The organism is Leptospira johnsonii (assembly GCF_003112675.1).
GTDB lineage: Bacteria > Spirochaetota > Leptospiria > Leptospirales > Leptospiraceae > Leptospira_B > Leptospira_B johnsonii.
The window spans coordinates 282,475-299,855 of sequence record NZ_BFAY01000006.1; the positions used below are offsets into that span (position 1 = coordinate 282,475).

Sequence of the window (17,381 nt, forward strand, 5' to 3'; positions counted from 1 at the left end):
TCAATGAAAAAAGAACAAAACTGTCCGGATATTTCTAAGACCGGTCATACTTCTTTCAAGACAATTCCGGCTAAAAAGGATTCAGTCTCAGGGCCGAAAGAAAGTCCGAGTCCCTTATAAACCGCATAAATACTAGAGATATGCACGTTCGAATCTCCAGGTGTGGCGGCATATCCCCTCACTTCTTTACCGTTCACTTCCAAGGCGGAAAGTGGAAACACTGCATGAGAGAAAATCCTTCCATACAATCCTCTATCTCTTCCAGAAGAGAAGATCGAGTTTGTGGAAACAAGCTCAGTGATACTTAAGAATGGGTCATTATTGATCTTGGATACCAACCATTCTTTAGAAACTTCTCTCTTTAGGCGTAGATGAAAACGAATCAAGTGCATATAGGGTGAATTTATCGTTACAGAAGAAGACCCCAATTTAATACTAAATCCCAAATCAGAATATACTTCGTTCAATAATCTTCCATGGTGGGTGCCTGTTGGCGATTCAGGAAGAACAAGTAATGGCCCGGTGACGTGGGGATCGTTTTTTGCCATGTCTGCATCTCTTCGGATCACGAAAAAATCAGCTTCTTCTAAAATATTTACCAGTTCTTGCGGTTTTTCTGAGTAGAAGGGCCTAAGTATTCCGGCTAACGTATGAGTGTTACAAGTAGAAATATGTATGAATCTAGGCGGATCTTTTTCTAAAATCGGAGTGCTTTCCGGATATAAAAATTGAGGTCCGAAAGAATGTTCACTTCCCTGGGCGATAAAAATTTTGATCCGATCGTAAATTGGTTCTGAGTATTCCGATTTTCTTTTATCTGCAACTCCAGGAGGAGAAGAATCACATACAACCTGAGACTGAGACAATGCGTCCTGTTTGGAGACCCATTCAGGAAAAAAGTTACGAACCCCATTTGACCCGTCATCTACTATGATCCCGCCTTTTTCTAACAGGGAAAGTATCTGAGGTATTTCTGATTTTTGTAATTTGTACGGTTCTACAAATACTTGGAAGCCGCCAAACTTATTCTTTAATAATAATAACAAAGAAGCCAGAGGCCAACCTATGACCCCTGTCCCTCTTAGGTATACTCCCGGAGTTTTTGTTTCGCTCACATAGTAAAGTATTCCGCAAGTTCCCTAAACGTATAGGAAAATTTTGGAAAATTAAACTATGCTGATCCTATAGGAAAAATCCTCCAGATAATTGTTCTTATAGGAAACGTAATTTGCAGCGGTTCTCTCTATCAAATTCCTTTCTTCTTCCGTAATATCTCTTACGATCTTTGCAGGAGATCCCATTACCATTGCTCCTGGTGGGATGATCTTGCCCGGGGTCACCATAGCACCTGCGGCCACAAAGGAATATTCTCCGAGCTCCACTCCATCCATGATGATTGCACCCATTCCAACGAATGAATTATTTTTAAGTTTGCATCCATGAAGAACAGCCCTGTGGCCAACGGAAACATTGTCTCCGATTTCCACTGGATGGGTGTTTCTGGAAACATGGACAACCGTCATGTCCTGTATGTTTACATTGTCTCCGATACGAATATAATTCACATCTCCCCGTATCAAAGTTTGGAACCAGATAGAAGAATCTTTTCCGATCACTACATCTCCTACTACCAAAGAACCTGGAGCTAAAAACACTCCATCTTTGAAGATAGGGCGTTTACCCATGTATTCTAAAATATTTCCCGCCAGATGTACTTCTTGCATATAATTTCCCTCAATAGCGCTACTATCTTACAACATTCCTTGGCCTGGACAAGTCCAAATTATAGAAGTTTTTCCGAGCGGGCTCTCCTTATATCAAAATTCAATTATGCGCAAATTTTAGGATTTCTATCTTTTCCAAAGTTTCTTTAGAGATCCTTTTCCATCCTGATCCTATAAACCAATTCTCCACCTCGGTTCCTAATTTTTCCGAATCGTTTTTTTTCAAGGTTTGTAAAAGAGATAGTGTAACCGGCTCGTAACGCACCAAAGAAATGGATCCTTTTCGGGAAGAAAGTGTCCTAATTAATCTTGGCAGATCTTCCGTATCTTCTATCCTCATTACTTTTTTATGCAAAATTTCCTGGCCAAATAGTGCGGATACACTTGGATCCATTGTTAGATATATATCCGGATTGGACTCCAATAAGAATTCGTTATATTTTACGTATTCTCGAGAAAGTTTTTCCTGGGTTAATAAGTAGATCTTAGAGAAGAATAAGGTCACTAAAAATAAGATCCCTGTCAAAATCCAAATAGAAGTAGGGACTTTTTCGGAATTCTTTTTGGAAAAGAATAAAACTACTGCTGGGACAATTAGCCAAGAAAGATATCTGGTTCCCCAATCGATATTAGAATCATTTGGCGCAAGGTAAGCTCCAAAGAAGAGGGAGATTAAAATTGCTAAGGAAAGTTTTCTTTCAAAACTTTCTAGATCTTTCCAGCGAGTAAAAAAGTATACCAACCATAGGAGGATCCAAGGGCAGAAGAATAAAAATCCAACTCTTCCATTTCCCAAAAAAAGTAGAGACGAATATTTTTCAAGTCCGGTATCCCAGCCTATTTCCGCATTGGCCTCTATCCTGGTTCCCAGAGCAGAGCCATACAGATAATAGTTAATAATTCCGTAAAATACTACTCCTATACCCGTTCCAATTAGTAAAACCAGTCTATCCTTATCTCTTGAAGAAACTCCGGATCTACCCTTGTAAATGAAGTCAATCAGGTGAAATATTCCCAAGAAGAAGTATAAAATTGTATTCTCCGACCGGAAGAAGAACCCAAGTCCTACAAAGAATCCAATAAAAAGTCCGAGTGGCTTAGTTTTCACCGGACAGGCATAAAAAGTAAGACCTATACAGGTCAAAAGAAATGTAATCGAATAATCCGGAAATAAAGCGGAATGAAAAAAAGCAGGACCTAAACATAAAAATAGAACTGCAGCCCATTTTAAGTCCAATTCGAATTTTAGGAAAAATACTCCGATCCAAAAGAACAAAATAGAAACGTAAAATAGAAAACTATAATCTCCTAATAGGCCGAATACGGATGCATATAGAGAGAATGCTACAGGAAAAGGGCCGGAAATCCCGTTTTCCAAATGGACCTGCCAGCTCGGAAAAAATTTACAACCCCCTAGATCCTCCAATATTTTACAGCTGAAGTATTGGCTTTTATATCCAGAATCGATGAATGCTTGGGCCTGAACGATCTTGTTCTGGTTATCGGAGACTAAAATCGAATTTGCATCTATCTTAAATAAGAATAATGCTGTGAATACAATACAACTAAGTGGAAATAGAAACTGAAGTTTAGAAATAAGATATTTTCTTCCGATTGTTTCCAAGGAGAGGCTAGGTCCCTTTATTTTCTAATCCGGATATATGACCCTCGAAAATCTGATATTTCAACTTTTTTTTGAATAAAATCTACTTTGACCTTTTTTTGTGCATTCGTACCTTAGCCTATAATGTTCTCATTAAAAAAAGAGTTCGGAGAGAAGGAAAAAAAATTCGATCGGAAGAAATTCGCTCAGATACTTTCGATCTCTCTAGTGGTTGGATTTTTATTTGCGACCGCAGTCCGAATCTGGTTCCTATTTCCTTTCGTCCCGGAAACGGAAGAGATGTCTCCTGCCTTTCCTAAGGGAAAAAGAATCTATATCTCCCGCTTCGTCAGGGATTCTTCCTTATTTTTAGGTGATGTAGTCCTAGTCGAACATCCTACACAAAAAGGAAAAGTGACATTGGTCCGTATTATGGGAAAATCTGGAGACCAGATCTCCATCAAGGATAAAGTCCTTTATCGAAATGGTATCTCCGAGGCTCAGGAAAAATCAGACTTCTCCTTACAACACAAGGACGCAAGACCTGCTTTCTCCGGAACCTATTCTACTAGGGACAATCTTTCCAACCTAACGGTAGAAGATCGAAATTACTTTCTTTTATGCGATAACCGAGACGACTGTGTGGATTCCAGAGATTTCGGCCCCTTGCCTTTCGAAAAGATCATAGGCAAAGTTTTCTAACTTTCCTTGCGATCCACATCCGGACCGCGACAGCGATGCGCAGGGTTTAGTCTCGTAGAGACCGAAGCGTAGCGTAGCCCGTAGCAGCGCGGTCTGAGCGAAGCGAGGAGTCGCCCAGAACTCATTTTTAATGATTAGAATCCATCCTAAAATTCACGAAAAAACGGATTTTCAGGATGGTTTTGTTATAAAAAGATGTATTTGAAGAGCCAAAGGCTCCTGTTTTATCAAATAACATTAAGGAAATAAAGGGAAGAAAATGACAAGAATCGCTATCAACGGTTTTGGCCGAATCGGTCGCTTGGTATTTCGTTCGGGGATCAAAGACCCAAATATTGAATTTGTAGCTATTAACGACCTAGTAACTCCGGACAACCTAGGATATCTTTTAAAGTACGATTCAACTCATGGCCGTTTTAACGGAACCGTGGAGCATACGGACGACGCACTTATCGTAGATGGCAAAAAAGTTCTTTGTGTATCCGAAAGAGATCCAGAAAAACTCCCTTGGAAAGACCTAAAAGTGGACTACGTGATCGAATCTACCGGTCTATTCACCGACAGAGTCGGCGCAGAAAAACATATCAAAGCCGGAGCTAAAAAAGTCGTGATCTCCGCTCCTGCAAAAGACAAGGACATCCCTACTTTTGTTATGGGAGTAAACAACGAGAAATACGATCCAAGCAAAGACCATGTTGTTTCCAACGCTTCCTGTACTACGAACTGTCTGGCTCCGATCACTAAAGTGGTTCTGGACAATTTCGGGATCGAAGAAGGTCTGATGACCACTATCCACGCTACTACTGCTACTCAACCTACTGTAGACGGTCCTTCTAAAAAAGACTGGAGAGGTGGAAGAGGCGCAATGCAAAATATCATCCCAGCCTCTACGGGTGCTGCAAAAGCTGTTGGTCTTTGTATCCCTGAAGTAAACGGCAAACTAACCGGTATGTCTTTCAGAGTTCCAACTCCTGACGTTTCCGTTGTGGACTTGACCGTTAGAACTACTAAAGAAACCAGCTTAAAAGAAATTTCTGCAAAAATGAAAGAAGCTTCCGAAGGTTCCATGAAAGGAATTTTAGGTTATACGGACGAGATGGTTGTTTCTAACGACTTCTTAAGCTCCACTCTTTCTTCTATCTTTGACGCGGACGCTTGTATCGAACTAAATTCCAGATTCTTTAAATTGGTTTCTTGGTACGATAACGAGATGGGTTACTCTAATAGAGTTCTAGACCTAATCCGTTATATGGCTAAAAAAGGTTAATAGATGCAGCAATTACCCAGACTCGAAAACGAGGACGTCAAGGGGAAACGTGTTTTTCTGAGGGTCGATTTTAACGTCCCTCTAGAAAACGGAAAAGTTTCCGACAAGACTAGAATTGAAAAGACCCTTCCTACCATTGAACTATTGGTAAAAAAAGGTGCCAGGGTGGTGATCGCAAGTCACCTTGGCCGCCCAAAAGGTAAACCGGATCCTCAATATTCTATGGAACCCGTTTACGAAGTTTTTAAAGAGTTAGTTAAAACTTCCGTAATATTCTCTAAAGACGTGATCGGAGAGAATGTTGTAAAACTTTCCAAAGAACTAAAGGATGGAGAGATCCTGGTTTTGGAAAATTTACGTTTTCATAAAGAAGAAGAGGAGAACAATCCCGGTTTTGCCAAAAGCCTGGCAGCTCTTGCGGATGTTTATGTAAACGATGCATTCGGTGCGGCTCATAGGGCCCATGCTTCTACGGAAGGAATTGCTCATCTTCTGCCTTCTTTTGCAGGTTTGTTGATGTACAAGGAGATTACCGAACTTTCTTCCCTTCTTTCCCGCCCTGCAAAACCTTTCGTGGCAATCATCGGAGGTTCCAAAGTTTCTTCTAAGATCAGTGTGATCAAAAACCTCATCGAAAAAGTGGATCATATTTTGATCGGCGGCGGAATGGCTTATACCTTCCTGAAATCCAGAGCTATTCCTGTTGGTAATTCCTTAGTAGAAAGAGATTTCGAAGTGGAAGCATTCCAACTTATAGAAAGAGCTGGAGTCGCAGGTGTCGATTTCCAACTTCCTGTGGATCATGTGATCGGCGACAAATTTGATGCGAATGCAAAGACCAAAACCGTGGATAAGATGGGAATTTTAGACGGTTGGATGGGAATGGATATCGGTCCTAAAACGATCGCAAATTACGAAAAAGTAATTAAGAACGCTGCAACCATCGTCTGGAACGGCCCTATGGGAGTTTTCGAATTCGATAAATTCGCAGCCGGCACCATGGCAATCGCAAAGGCGGTCTCTAAGTCCAAGGCCAGAACAGTCGTAGGCGGAGGAGATTCCATCGCAGCGATCAATAAGGCAAAAGTGGAAGATAAGATCACCCACGTTTCTACCGGAGGAGGAGCCTCCTTGGAATTTTTAGAAGGAAAAAAACTCCCCGGAGTTGTAGCTCTTCTGAAAGAAAAAACCTAAAACGAAGTAAAGGAAATATATATGCGCCCTAAAATTATCGCTGGTAACTGGAAAATGAATCTTTCCGAAAAGGAAGCGTTGGCACTCGCAAGCGGCCTAAAGGAAAAGTCCTCTTCTCTTCCCGATAATAAAAAGGCGGTTGTATTTCCTTCTTCCATTCATTTGGCTGCTGTCGCAAGAATATTAGAAAACTCGAAAGTATCTGTAGGAGCACAGAATATCTACCCTGCTCCTCTAACTGCCATGACAGGAGAGACCGGTCCAGACCAACTTTCCGAACTAGGTATCAAATTCGCTCTCGTAGGTCACTCGGAAAGAAGACAGTTTTTGGGTGAAACGAGCCTATTCTGTAACCAAAAAATCTCTTATCTTGCAAAACACGGTTTCACTGCGGTGTATTGTGTTGGAGAAACCTTGGCAGAAAGAGAATCGGGCAATACTTTCGAAGTTCTGAAAAAACAAATCCAAGAAGGTTTAGGTTCTATTGAAAGCGACCAATTCTCGCGTATCTGGGTTGCTTACGAACCAGTTTGGGCGATCGGGACCGGAAAGGTAGCAACTCCGGCTCAAGCCCAAGAAGCTCATGCATTTATCAGAAAAGAAATTTCCGGATTATTCCAAAATGGGAAAACAATCTCAGATGTTATGCCTATCCTCTACGGCGGTTCCGTAAAAGCCGATAACGTGAAGGAACTCCTATCCCAAGCAGATATAGATGGAGGACTCGTAGGCGGGGCCAGCCAGAAGCTGGAAAGCTTCTTAGCTTTATTCTAATTTCTTTCTACCGCAATAGTGCGGTATGGGAAACTACGAAACGGCTTGTCAGCCTAGGGCTCAGCGGTAGTTTGGATCTAAAGCGGATTATTTCGCCAAAAAAACATACCTTTTTACCTTTAGGAATTCGACTCATGGGCTTTATCACCGGAACCATCCTTGTTCTTTTCGTTTTCGTCAGTCTATTTCTGATCCTTCTTGTTATGATCCAAACAGGCAAAGGAGGAATGGGTGGAGTTCTTGGTGGAGGAGCAAGCCAATCTGTTTTTGGTTCCTCTACTGCGGATGTTTTGACTAAGGCAACCAGAGTTGCTGGACTTCTTTTTTTGGCTTTGTCTCTGATTCTTTCTTTCCTTTTTGCGAAGACTAGCGGATACAATACCACTCCAACACCTGAGATCCTTCCTCCACCAACCGCGGAAGAGGCCCAGGGCAACCAAGGAGGGACCAATGCCCAAGAATCCGCGCCTACTACCGCACCAAGCACCGAAACCCCAGCGCAACCTAAGCCTTAATTTTTATTTTTCACCGAAGGCGGCTCCCAAGGCCGTCTTCCTTCTGCTCCTTCTTCTTTCCTTCCTTTCAATCAACGCTCAGAACCAGGATGGGACAAAATCCCAGAACAATTCCTCCTCATCTTCTACCCAAATGTTAAATCAGCGGATCTTGCGTGCTTATGAAAGTTTGAGTGTTGCCAGAGAACTTTTGAAATTCGAAAGAATGGAAGCTCTTCCTATCGGGACCTTGGTGACTTGGGTGGGGAATTACCCGAATCGTAAAGGTGTGAAGATCACTAAGTTCTCTGTGACCCAATCTCCTACTCCAGGAGGGATAGAAAGAGCAGAAGAAAAGTCCATTCTTCTGGAATTTAACGGGTCTACTCTTTCTAAGGTGGTCTCTGAAATCAAAACTGCAAATTATTCCGCAGAAGACACCATCATGATCCGCATGACGGACAATACTCCTTTGGATAATAATGTGGATGATCTGGTGATCTATGCGGATCGGAACGGTAGAGAGGCGGAATATCCTCTGAATTACCTACCTGATGAGGGGGTAAACCGGGACAGATCCGAGTTTAAGAAAGAATTTTACTTAAAACTTATCGAGGATTTTTTCGTGCATGTTCTAAGACTTCAGGAAATGCAGACGCAACATTCTTCCAGAAATCAAAAAAAATTACTGCAAAGTTATAAAGAATCCCTAGAATATTGATCCGGATGTCATCCCTAATGGAAAACCTCCACGAAAGAGCGGAGGAACTCCAAGCAATTCTGGACGGAATCACGGAGCCCCTAGTTTTAATAGACTCGGGCTTCCGGGTCCGTCGTGTAAACAAGGCCACTCTTGAATTTTCAAGTGAGCCCGACTTCCCCTCTACCCTGGGCAGGAAATGTTACGAGGTACTGTACAATCGTTCCGCAGTTTGTCCTTACTGTCCAATGAAGGACCATCATGAAAATGAATCCGACTTCGACGCACAATTCGAAGGAAAGGGAGAAATTGGGCGAGAGATCTTTCACGTAGCCAATGACCAAAAGGAAACCTTATACTTGGATTTTTTTCCAATTCGTAAGGATGGAAGTATCGTCTCCATAGTCGAGAAGATCAGTAATATCACACGTATCAAAGAAAAAGAAGAAGAGAACCTAAGGATACGTAACCTGGCTTCTCTTGGGATTTTTATCTCCGGTGTAGCTCACGAGTTGAATAACCCGCTCACTGGTATGAGCCTCACATTGCAAAACCTGATGAATAATCTATCCAGTATGGATCCTGCTTTTTTCCGAAAAAGATTGGAGATGATCAAAGAGGATCTTACTCGTGCAGCGATGATCGTTTTGGATGTGATCAGTTTTGCGAAACCGGATAAATTAGTCACTACCACCGCTGATATTCATGAAACCATAATGAAGGCAAAAGACTCGGTCACCTGGGTCTATCCTGTTCTTTCCAAAAATACTGAATGGGAAATTTTAAGCGAACCTGGTATGACCTTCCAATTCAATCCGGTCAAGATGGAAAGACTATTCATCAATCTTTTCAAAAACTCTCTACAAGCTTACGATTATGGAGAAGGTAAGATCAAAGTAGAAGTCAGACGCACTCGTAATATGATGCATATTTTTGTGGAAGATACCGCTGGGGGAATTCCGGAAGATATGCTGGATAAAATTTTCTCTCCATTCTTCTCTAAAAACAAGTCGGGGATCGGAACAGGTCTCGGACTTTCCATCTGCCATTCCATTGTAAGAGAACATTCTGGAGAATTGACGGTTCGTTCTTATGATAGAAGGACCAGATTTAAAATTTCTCTTCCCTTAGTACAACCCAAAGGAAACTAAATTGTCCAATCATCGTATCTTAGTAGTAGAAGATATACATTCCATCCGGGAGGCGGTTAAAGATATCCTAGTCCGAGATTACGAAGTTTTCGATGCGGAAAATTACGACGAAGCAGTCAAAATACTTTCTAACGAACATATTGATCTTGTCATCACGGATATACGTATGCCTGGTAAATCTGGACTGGATCTGATCAAGACCATCCAAAAGGAATATCCTTCCGTGCAATATTCCTTGATGACCGCTTATAATATTAACGATTATATTAACTTTGCATACCAACACGATATCTGGAATATCATTCCGAAATATTCTTTCTTGGATATTAATCTGATCACTGTGATGGTCAAAAAACTCATTTATAAAGATATCTTCGGAGTAGAAAAATATTTTAGCCCTGATTTCAAAATTTTAGAAAGCGACAGAGAAGAAGAATTCTTAGTACCTCCGGAAAACGGGATAGTGTTCCGTAAGATCAGTTCCGACAAGGATCGAAATTATATCTGCAATCGTGTAGGAAAATTCCTGATCGAAAAAGGAGCACCTAATGCGGTCCAACAAATCTTAGAAGAGCTGACTTCTAATGCAATGATCCGTGCTCCGAGAGACTCCAAAGGAAATTCAAAATACCAATATGAACTTCCTTCCCGTGATCTCCTTGTTCCTTTAGAACATATACAACTCGCTGAAACTGATTATTTTGAGATAGGCTACGGGATCGCAGAAAATTCTTATATTGTAGTAGTCCGAGATCATTTCGGTTCTTTGAACAAAAAGGAAATTTTAAAACGTCTGGATAGACATATCACTGTGGACAGTCCTACAGGTTTGCCTGCGGGTCTTGCAGATTCTCATGGTCGTGGTTTGTATATCTGTAGAGAGATCTCTGATCAGTTGATCTTTAATATCGAAAAGGATACAAGAACAGAAATTATAGCGCTCTTGGATAAGCAAACGAATAAAGGTTATAAGTCTCTTTCTATTTACGAAATTTAATTTTTCTTAAGCAATTTACTGAGACAAAATAGTCGTCTAAATTTTTCCCTTACTCAGAAGAAAAAAAATTTGGAAATAATTAATTCTGTTCTTAGAAGTTTATTGCTTGTATCTATCCGTTCAATTTAGATCCTGCTAGACTATTAATCGCTATTATTCATTAGTAACGATTGATAGGGATCTTTAAATATGAAATATTCCAAATATATAACTCGAGTAACATTTTTTTTCCTAATATTTTGTAATATTCTCACGCTCTCCTGTAGCAGCGATAAGAGTAATAATAATCTATCGATACTTGCATTATTGCTTCAGGATAATAGCTGCGAAAGTACTCCGGAAAATTGTAATCTCGGCGAATTTACTAGCGCCTCAGCGGCTGAAGCAAACGTATGGGTAGGAATTACCTTTGCTAAAAATCAATTTGTTGCAGTTTCTCAAGACGGTACGAATCGAGTAATGACTTCCCCGAATGGGATCAACTGGACTGCTAGAGCGGCTTCTCAGGCAAACCAATGGTTATCAATAGTTTACGCGAAAGACATATATGTGGCACTTGCCAATTCGGGAACAGACCGTGTAATGACTTCTCCCGATGGGATCAATTGGACTACCAGATCGATACCTTTGCTAAATTACAATTGGGTGACCTATGGCAAAGGGCTTTTCGTTGCAGTGGCTGACGGGTCGACATTTCAAACTTCTCCGGACGGGATCAACTGGACCCCAAGGACCGCACCTGCAAATCAATCCTGGCGCAGCGTGGTGTTCGCTAATAATAAATTTGTGACAGTCAGCTCAAGTGGCGGAGTCGGAACCTCTTCAGACGGGATTAATTGGACTCTACGCACGGCAGCGGAATCGAACGATTGGCGTTCTGTTACTTTCGGGCATAATCTTTTTGTGGCCGTTGCATTGACCGGCACGAATAGAGTAATGACTTCCCCGGATGGGATCAACTGGACTGCTCGCTCCGCCTCGGAACAAAATGAATGGTACGAGGTGTATTACGCGAACGGTCTATTTATGGCAGCGGCAGCTACCGGAACAAATCGAATTATGACCTCGACTGACGGTATTAACTGGACAGCTCGCCAACAAACTGAAAACAATTTTTGGAAGGGGATCGCTTATGGAAATGATAAATTCGTGGTCGTTGCTGTAGACGGTACGAATCGAGTCCAATATGCAACTTGGAAATAATGTTTCTATCTCTCCAATTCCCTATAGAGAACGATATCATTCCCGCCTTCTAAGAATGCTTCTCCGTTGTGGCCAGAAGAATAAAAACGAAATGGTTTTTCTCCGGTTCGGATCTTTTCTTCTTTAAGAATATAACCTTCTTCATCCAAGAAGAATAAGTTTCCTTCCCATTCACCAGCAAACCAAGCTCCAGAATGAAATACAGTTTGATAAACTGATTGGGCCTTGTTCCGATTCTTTTCGAAGAGTACTTTACCGGATTTAGAATATAAGGTCAGTTTATCGGAGAAGCCTGCAAGCACTCCGCCATCATCCGAAACTGCAAGATTTATTTTATATGGGATTACTCGACCTAGATTCCATTCTTCCGATTCTGATCCGTCTCTATCGTATACTCGGATAAAATCTCTATTGTTTTTCAGGAAGTGAACCGCGATCTTCTGACCGTTAGCGGAAATAGAGAGACTTTTGGCAAATACCGGCTCCTTCTCCCCTAACTTCGCTTCGAATAGTTTGTTTCCCTTTCCATCCAAAAGGAATAATTCTCCACCCGAAAATAGGACTGAAGTTTCTCCATTAGAAATTCCTTTTGGAGCAAACGAGATATCCGTCAAAAATCTACCGTCTAACTTTTTTGCTCCTAAAGAATTTCCGTTAATATCGGAAACCAAAACTTGGTTATTATCTCCGGATAAAAAGAGGACCAGGTTTCCGTCAGGATGAATACGAGGATAACTTTTGTAATCCTTGGTCCAAAGTAGTTCTCCCGCTTCCGAGAAAAATTCCACAGAACTTCCTATCTTTTTGTAGGCTAAAAATCCTTTGGCTCTGAGCGGATACTCTATTCGGATAGAATCGTCGGTCGGGAGAGATTCTCCCCATGGAATCCTTATATAAGAAGTTTTGGTTTTATACCCGTTGATGGTCCTTTCCGGATCGAAATCGCTACGCGGATCTGGAAAGCTGGCTAACTTGGATTCTTTGTTCCAATACCAGGTTTTTTGTACAGTTCGCGCAGACTCGTACGGATTCCCCAAAAAATAATAAAATCCTAAAAAGAATACAAAACTTAGGGCCAAAATCCTAGAGATCATACGAGTTTCCTCAATCGATTGTACATTAGATAGAGAGAAGTTGCGGCAACCACTTCTCGGAACAACTCCCTTTTAAAAGGTAGGAAGAGTTCCTTCACTTCCGTTTTTTCGCCCTTGATATGGGTTCCTATAAATACAGTTCCTACTTTTTTTGTAGGAGTTCCACCACCGGGGCCGGCGATCCCGGTAATACTGATTGCCAGATCTGTTCCGAGTAGTCTTGCTCCGTTATCCGCCATTTCGGTTGCAGTTTCTTCGCTGACCGCACCGTGAGCTTCCAGGGTTTCTTTTTTTACCCCCACTATATTTTCTTTGATCAGATTGGAATAACTGACTACAGATCCTAAAAAGTATTCGGAAGAACCTGCTCTATCCGTTAGAATCTTAGCTGCGAGTCCGCCTGTGCAACTTTCGATCGTTCCTAAGGTAAGTTTTCTTTCCGAGAGAAGTTTAGGAAATTCTTCGAATAAGTCCCCAGTACAAAGTCCTTTGTATTTTTCTTTGGTCTTTTGGATCAATTCTTGGACTAAATTTTTGTCCTCGGATTGGTAGGTGACTCTGATAAATCCTTTTTTTGCAGCTACCCCCCAGACAGCTTTACCATTTTTTAAAGCCTCAATACCTTCTATAAATTCCTGCTGGAATAGGGACTCGCTCATTCCCCAGATAAACAGAAAATCAGAATATAATTCTCCTGACTGGAATTGTTTCTGGATCAGAGGAACTAATTCTTCTTTGAACATGGCTACCATCTCGGAAGGAACCCCAGGCATACAGGCCAAATAAGCGCCTTGTTGGAGTTCCGACCAAAACCCTGGAGCTATTCCTACGGAATTATTCAAAACTGTAGAATTAGAAGGAATAGATACCTGACGTAATGCAGTAGTCAGCGCCTCTTGAAAACCTTTGCCGCGAAGACGATACAATGCTTGGAGTCTATCATGAGCTTTGTCATTTAGCACTGCTTTCGAAGAAGTAAGTTCACATACAACTTCTAAGGTATAATCGTCTTCCGTTGGACCAAGACCACCAGTCATCACGAGTAGGACCGGATTTTCTTTAGATGCAACACCTGCTAATTTTTTCAACTCATCTCGGATCAGTTTAGGATCATCTGGTAATACTAGGAATTTCTCAGTAGAATATCCTAAGCCGAAGAGTTCGTTTGCGATCCAGGAAGAATTTGTATCTTGGCTTCTTCCTGCAGTCAGTTCAGAACCTGTGGAAATGACAGTGACCTTAGGAGGATTCAATCTTCTTTCTCCAATCTTTCCGGAGCAGAAACCCCGAGTAATGCTAAACCTTCTGCAAGTACGACACGCACCGCTTGGCAAATTCTTGCAAGTCCAAGTCTTGTAGACTCATCCGAATCTTTCAGCCTATTATTCTTTGCTATATAGAACTGAGTGAACGCTCTTGCAAGATTCTGGAGATAATTTGCGATCCTATGAGGTTCCAAGGTGGCTGCGGCATCCAACACTTCTTCCGGAAAACGAGAGATCCAGAAAAGAAGTCTTTTTCTCTCTTCTGTCATTTCTAGATTTTCTAATGCTTTTGCATCCGAATTAGTTCCTACTTCCCTGAAGATAGAACAAACTCTCGCATGAGCATATTGCAGATAGAATACAGGATTTTTGTCCGATTCATCCTTTGCTAGATCCAGATCGAAATCCAGAGGAGAATCCAAGGACCTCATTGTGAAAAAATAGCGAGCAACGTCTTTTGCATGTTTTCCCAAGTAGCCGAGCAGATCTTCCATAGTCTGGAATTCTCCAGCACGTTTACTCATCTTCATCTTCTGACCGGCCATAAGAAGGTTCACTTGTTGGGCGATGATCACTTGGAAATTTTCTTTAGGATAGCCCAATGCTTGTACAGCGCCTGCTAGTCTTGCGATATATCCGTGATGGTCCGGTCCCCAGATATCTATGATCTTCTCATAACCTCTGGAAATTTTATCGTTATGGTAGGCAATATCGGCAAGAAGGTATGTAGGACGTCCATCATCCCTTACGACCACACGATTTTTGTCGTCTCCGTAGTCCTCGGACTTAAAGAGCTGTTTACCTTCTTCTTCAAAGACCTTTCCGGATTTTTTTAGGTTCTCGAGTACTCCCAAAACTTTTCCGGATTCATGCAATGTCGTTTCCGAAAAAAATCTATCGAAGCCTACTCCGAATAGATCCAGATCTTTTTTTTGCCAAACTAGATTAGATTCCACAGTCCAACGGGAACATTTTTCTGCGAGAGCGGAATATTCCTTTTTCTCCAGATGGGACTTGATCTCTTTTTCAGTATTCGGATTTCCTAATAATTGCTTAGCGATGATATTGAGGTAATCACCTCTATATCCTTCCGCAGGGATCACGTTCTGGGAAAGTAACTCATCGATAGATCTTCCGTCCTCCGCATTCTCCTGGATAGAATAAGACTCTCCCAGCGCCTCTCGAATGCGCACCATTGTGGAAACACCAAGTAAAAACACCTGATTCCCGTAATCGTTTACGTAAAATTCCTTATCAACGGAATGGCCTACAGCCTTGAGAAGGTTCGCAAACGCTTCTCCGGTAGCGGCAGCTCTTGCGGACACTATATTCAAGGGTCCGGTTGGATTCGCACTTACGAATTCCAAATTTACCTTTTTAGGATTTTCTAATTTAGGAAAAATATCTTTTTTCTGTATGGTATTTTCCAAGAAACGGATGAGGAAAGAAGGAGAGATCCTAAAATTCACGAAGCCAGGAGGAGTAAAATCCACCTTCTCGAATAGATCTGTTCTTGTTTGCAAGTAACCTATAAGAAGTGCTGCAGAGTCTAATGGCTTTTTGCCTAACAGTTTGGAATTTTCCAAAGCGAAAGAGGTAGAATAATCTCCGAAGGATTCTTCTCTGGAATATTCTATTCGGATCCTAAGATCTGAAAAAGAAACGTTAGGTGCTTCTTTTTCGCAATAGAGTTTTACTCCTTCTTTTAAAGCTTCTAAAACGAGTTGTTTAAGAGTATCCGTTTCTTTCATTCTGTCTTTTGTAATAGTTCCTATTTTTTAGGGGACATCATCTCAATCTGGAAACAACCTTTTGCTTCCGATCAGTTTCCAACTTTTATCCAGGGCCCCAAGGACCAGATTTTTCTCCCTGAGGATACATTCAAGATATTGGCACCTGGAAGCTTCGGAAATGATAGGACGTGGTGGGACATCTTTCTTCCCCCATCTTTCCTGAAGAACGATCAGAAAGATCAGTCCTACAGTATAGATAACTAAAAATGCAGTTTTAAAAAGTTTATCCAAGATTTTCCCCTAAGGATTCGTACAGCATAGGTTCAGATTTGAGTCTTTTTCCAAGAAGAGGTTTTAAGGCCCGGTTGCTTAAGCTATCCGCCTCCTTCAGGAGTTCAAGGGAAATCTTTTTGTCCTTCAGATCTCTGTATCTCAATGCTAAACAATCTTGGACGAATAATACGAGTCCAAACTTGTCCGGTTTAGGAGTTCCGCAGTCTCCACATACAATCTCGAAATGGGTCTCGTCCAAACTGCAAGATTGGATCTCCGATAGATTTTTTCCGCAGCTCGCACATTCCATTTCCTTGGATAAAAACCCGCCTACATATAATAACTTCAGTTTAAAAAAAGGCAAGAATACTGGTTTATAACCGTCTTCATCTAATTCTTTCAAAGCTCCCAGAAGAAGTTTATATTCCATAGGATGAGAACCTCCTTCCGTCAAAAAGGAAGAAACCAACTCCACCAAATATGAAACCAAAACGGTTCCTGAATATCCTGTCTTGGCCTTATCGAATCTTCTGATCAACCCAATCTCTTTTACGTTAAACGTCTCTCTTCCTTGGGTGAAATAATAATCTAAGACCGTTAAAGATCCTGGCTCCACTGCGGCGATAGGTCTTGTCTTACTTTTTTTGATCCCTTTTACTCGGAAACTACCTACTTCACCTTCTTCCGGTAGAAGTCGTAAGAATGCATCCCCTTCCGGAAGGATGCGGCTTTCCATCACGATTCCGGTAGTTTTTTTTAAGGCCCCAGGACTAGATCCAGGCATAGATCCTCCTTCTCTTTCATTAGAGCCTCGTCTTCTTCTCCTCGTTCATGATCATAACCGATTAAATGTAAAAAACCGTGCACGAATAATCTGAAAAATTCATCTTCTTCGCTGTGACCTATATTCTTTGCTTGGGCCTTACAGGTATCCCAAGAGATTACGATCTCTCCTAAACTTAGGATCGGTCCGAAATTTCTTTTTTTGATAGGGGGAAGTTCCCAAGGAGTCAGATCAAAACTTAAGGGAAAAGAAAGAACGTCTGTCGCGTAGTCTTTGCCTCTTCTAACCCGATTCAATTCTCGTATGGATTCGTCATCCGTCAAAACCAAGGAAAGATGAGTTGTTATATTAGGAAAAGCGAAAGCACTTAGAATTTCCCATCTAGATCCCAAGGAAGATTCGGAAAGCCAAGAAGGAATAGAA

At 41.5% G+C, this 17,381-nt stretch carries 18 protein-coding genes; 9 read left to right on the forward strand and 9 right to left on the reverse strand.

All coding sequences use genetic code 11. The annotated features are described in order from the left end of the window. Nucleotides 1–44: 44 nt before the first annotated feature. The 3 genes from LPTSP_RS04950 to LPTSP_RS04960 all read right to left on the reverse strand — a co-directional run bounded on the left by LPTSP_RS04950 (nt 45) and on the right by LPTSP_RS04960 (nt 3,348). Nucleotides 45–1,115 carry a hypothetical protein gene (locus LPTSP_RS04950; protein ID WP_108927705.1) on the reverse strand — a complete coding sequence of 357 codons (1,071 nt, stop codon included), beginning with the start codon at nt 1,113–1,115 and terminating at the stop codon, nt 45–47. 51 nt (nt 1,116–1,166) lie between these two features. After that, a complete protein-coding gene (locus LPTSP_RS04955) occupies nt 1,167–1,724 on the reverse strand; it encodes a gamma carbonic anhydrase family protein (protein ID WP_108927706.1) in 558 nt (185 codons plus the stop codon). Between the two features lie 100 nt (nt 1,725–1,824). Further along, on the reverse strand, nt 1,825–3,348 hold the full coding sequence (locus tag LPTSP_RS04960) for an LA_3751/LA_3752 family putative glycosyltransferase (protein WP_245915466.1): 1,524 nt from the start codon (nt 3,346–3,348) through the stop codon (nt 1,825–1,827). 123 nt (nt 3,349–3,471) lie between these two features. Here LPTSP_RS04960 and lepB point away from each other — a divergent pair, with 123 nt between their 5' ends. The 9 genes from lepB to LPTSP_RS05005 all read left to right on the forward strand — a co-directional run bounded on the left by lepB (nt 3,472) and on the right by LPTSP_RS05005 (nt 11,809). After that, the gene (gene lepB, locus LPTSP_RS04965) at nt 3,472–4,029 is read left to right on the forward strand and encodes a signal peptidase I (protein ID WP_108927707.1); all 558 of its coding nucleotides are present in this window, start codon (nt 3,472–3,474) and stop codon (nt 4,027–4,029) included. A 259-nt stretch (nt 4,030–4,288) separates the two neighbouring features. Next, nucleotides 4,289–5,296, forward strand: coding sequence for a type I glyceraldehyde-3-phosphate dehydrogenase (gene gap, locus LPTSP_RS04970; RefSeq protein ID WP_108927708.1), 1,008 nt, complete (start codon nt 4,289–4,291; stop codon nt 5,294–5,296). Between the two features lie 3 nt (nt 5,297–5,299). After that, nucleotides 5,300–6,490, forward strand: a complete 1,191-nt coding sequence (locus tag LPTSP_RS04975; RefSeq protein ID WP_108927709.1) for a phosphoglycerate kinase — start codon at nt 5,300–5,302, stop codon at nt 6,488–6,490. Nucleotides 6,491–6,511: 21 nt separating this feature from the next. Continuing rightward, nucleotides 6,512–7,264, forward strand: coding sequence for a triose-phosphate isomerase (gene tpiA, locus LPTSP_RS04980; RefSeq protein ID WP_108927710.1), 753 nt, complete (start codon nt 6,512–6,514; stop codon nt 7,262–7,264). 134 nt (nt 7,265–7,398) lie between these two features. Further along, the gene (secG, locus tag LPTSP_RS04985; RefSeq protein ID WP_108927711.1) at nt 7,399–7,779 is read left to right on the forward strand and encodes a preprotein translocase subunit SecG; all 381 of its coding nucleotides are present in this window, start codon (nt 7,399–7,401) and stop codon (nt 7,777–7,779) included. A gap of 43 nt (nt 7,780–7,822) precedes the next feature. After that, nucleotides 7,823–8,479, forward strand: a complete 657-nt coding sequence (gene lenA, locus LPTSP_RS04990) for an endostatin-like outer membrane lipoprotein LenA (protein WP_108927826.1) — start codon at nt 7,823–7,825, stop codon at nt 8,477–8,479. 5 nt (nt 8,480–8,484) lie between these two features. Then, entirely contained in the window at nt 8,485–9,609 is a 1,125-nt protein-coding gene (locus LPTSP_RS04995; RefSeq protein WP_108927712.1) for an LIC_12097 family sensor histidine kinase, read from the forward strand. 1 nt (nt 9,610) lies between these two features. Further along, nucleotides 9,611–10,606, forward strand: a complete 996-nt coding sequence (locus LPTSP_RS05000; protein ID WP_108927713.1) for a response regulator transcription factor — start codon at nt 9,611–9,613, stop codon at nt 10,604–10,606. Between the two features lie 189 nt (nt 10,607–10,795). Beyond that, entirely contained in the window at nt 10,796–11,809 is a 1,014-nt protein-coding gene (locus tag LPTSP_RS05005) for a hypothetical protein (RefSeq protein ID WP_108927714.1), read from the forward strand. Nucleotides 11,810–11,814: 5 nt separating this feature from the next. Here the strand turns inward: LPTSP_RS05005 and LPTSP_RS05010 are convergent, their stop codons facing one another. From LPTSP_RS05010 to ybeY, 6 genes are read right to left on the reverse strand one after another with little or no spacing between them, the layout of a single operon-like run. Next, the gene (locus LPTSP_RS05010) at nt 11,815–12,903 is read right to left on the reverse strand and encodes a hypothetical protein (protein ID WP_108927715.1); all 1,089 of its coding nucleotides are present in this window, start codon (nt 12,901–12,903) and stop codon (nt 11,815–11,817) included. Next, nucleotides 12,900–14,156 carry a CinA family nicotinamide mononucleotide deamidase-related protein gene (locus tag LPTSP_RS05015; protein WP_108927716.1) on the reverse strand — a complete coding sequence of 419 codons (1,257 nt, stop codon included), beginning with the start codon at nt 14,154–14,156 and terminating at the stop codon, nt 12,900–12,902. Before LPTSP_RS05015 ends, LPTSP_RS05010 begins: the two co-directional genes overlap by 4 nt. Then, complete coding sequence (gene argS / locus LPTSP_RS05020; RefSeq protein WP_108927717.1) at nt 14,153–15,919, reverse strand: arginine--tRNA ligase; 1,767 nt, start codon at nt 15,917–15,919, stop codon at nt 14,153–14,155. The genes LPTSP_RS05015 and argS overlap by 4 nt, the downstream gene beginning before the upstream one ends. Nucleotides 15,920–15,961: 42 nt before the next feature. Continuing rightward, complete coding sequence (locus tag LPTSP_RS05025; protein WP_108927718.1) at nt 15,962–16,192, reverse strand: hypothetical protein; 231 nt, start codon at nt 16,190–16,192, stop codon at nt 15,962–15,964. Beyond that, on the reverse strand, nt 16,185–16,958 hold the full coding sequence (gene recO / locus LPTSP_RS05030) for a DNA repair protein RecO (protein ID WP_108927719.1): 774 nt from the start codon (nt 16,956–16,958) through the stop codon (nt 16,185–16,187). Before recO ends, LPTSP_RS05025 begins: the two co-directional genes overlap by 8 nt. Then, nucleotides 16,931–17,332 (reverse strand): rRNA maturation RNase YbeY, encoded by a 402-nt coding sequence (gene ybeY / locus LPTSP_RS05035; protein WP_245915471.1) that lies wholly within the window; start codon nt 17,330–17,332, stop codon nt 16,931–16,933. Before ybeY ends, recO begins: the two co-directional genes overlap by 28 nt. Nucleotides 17,333–17,381: the final 49 nt, after the last annotated feature.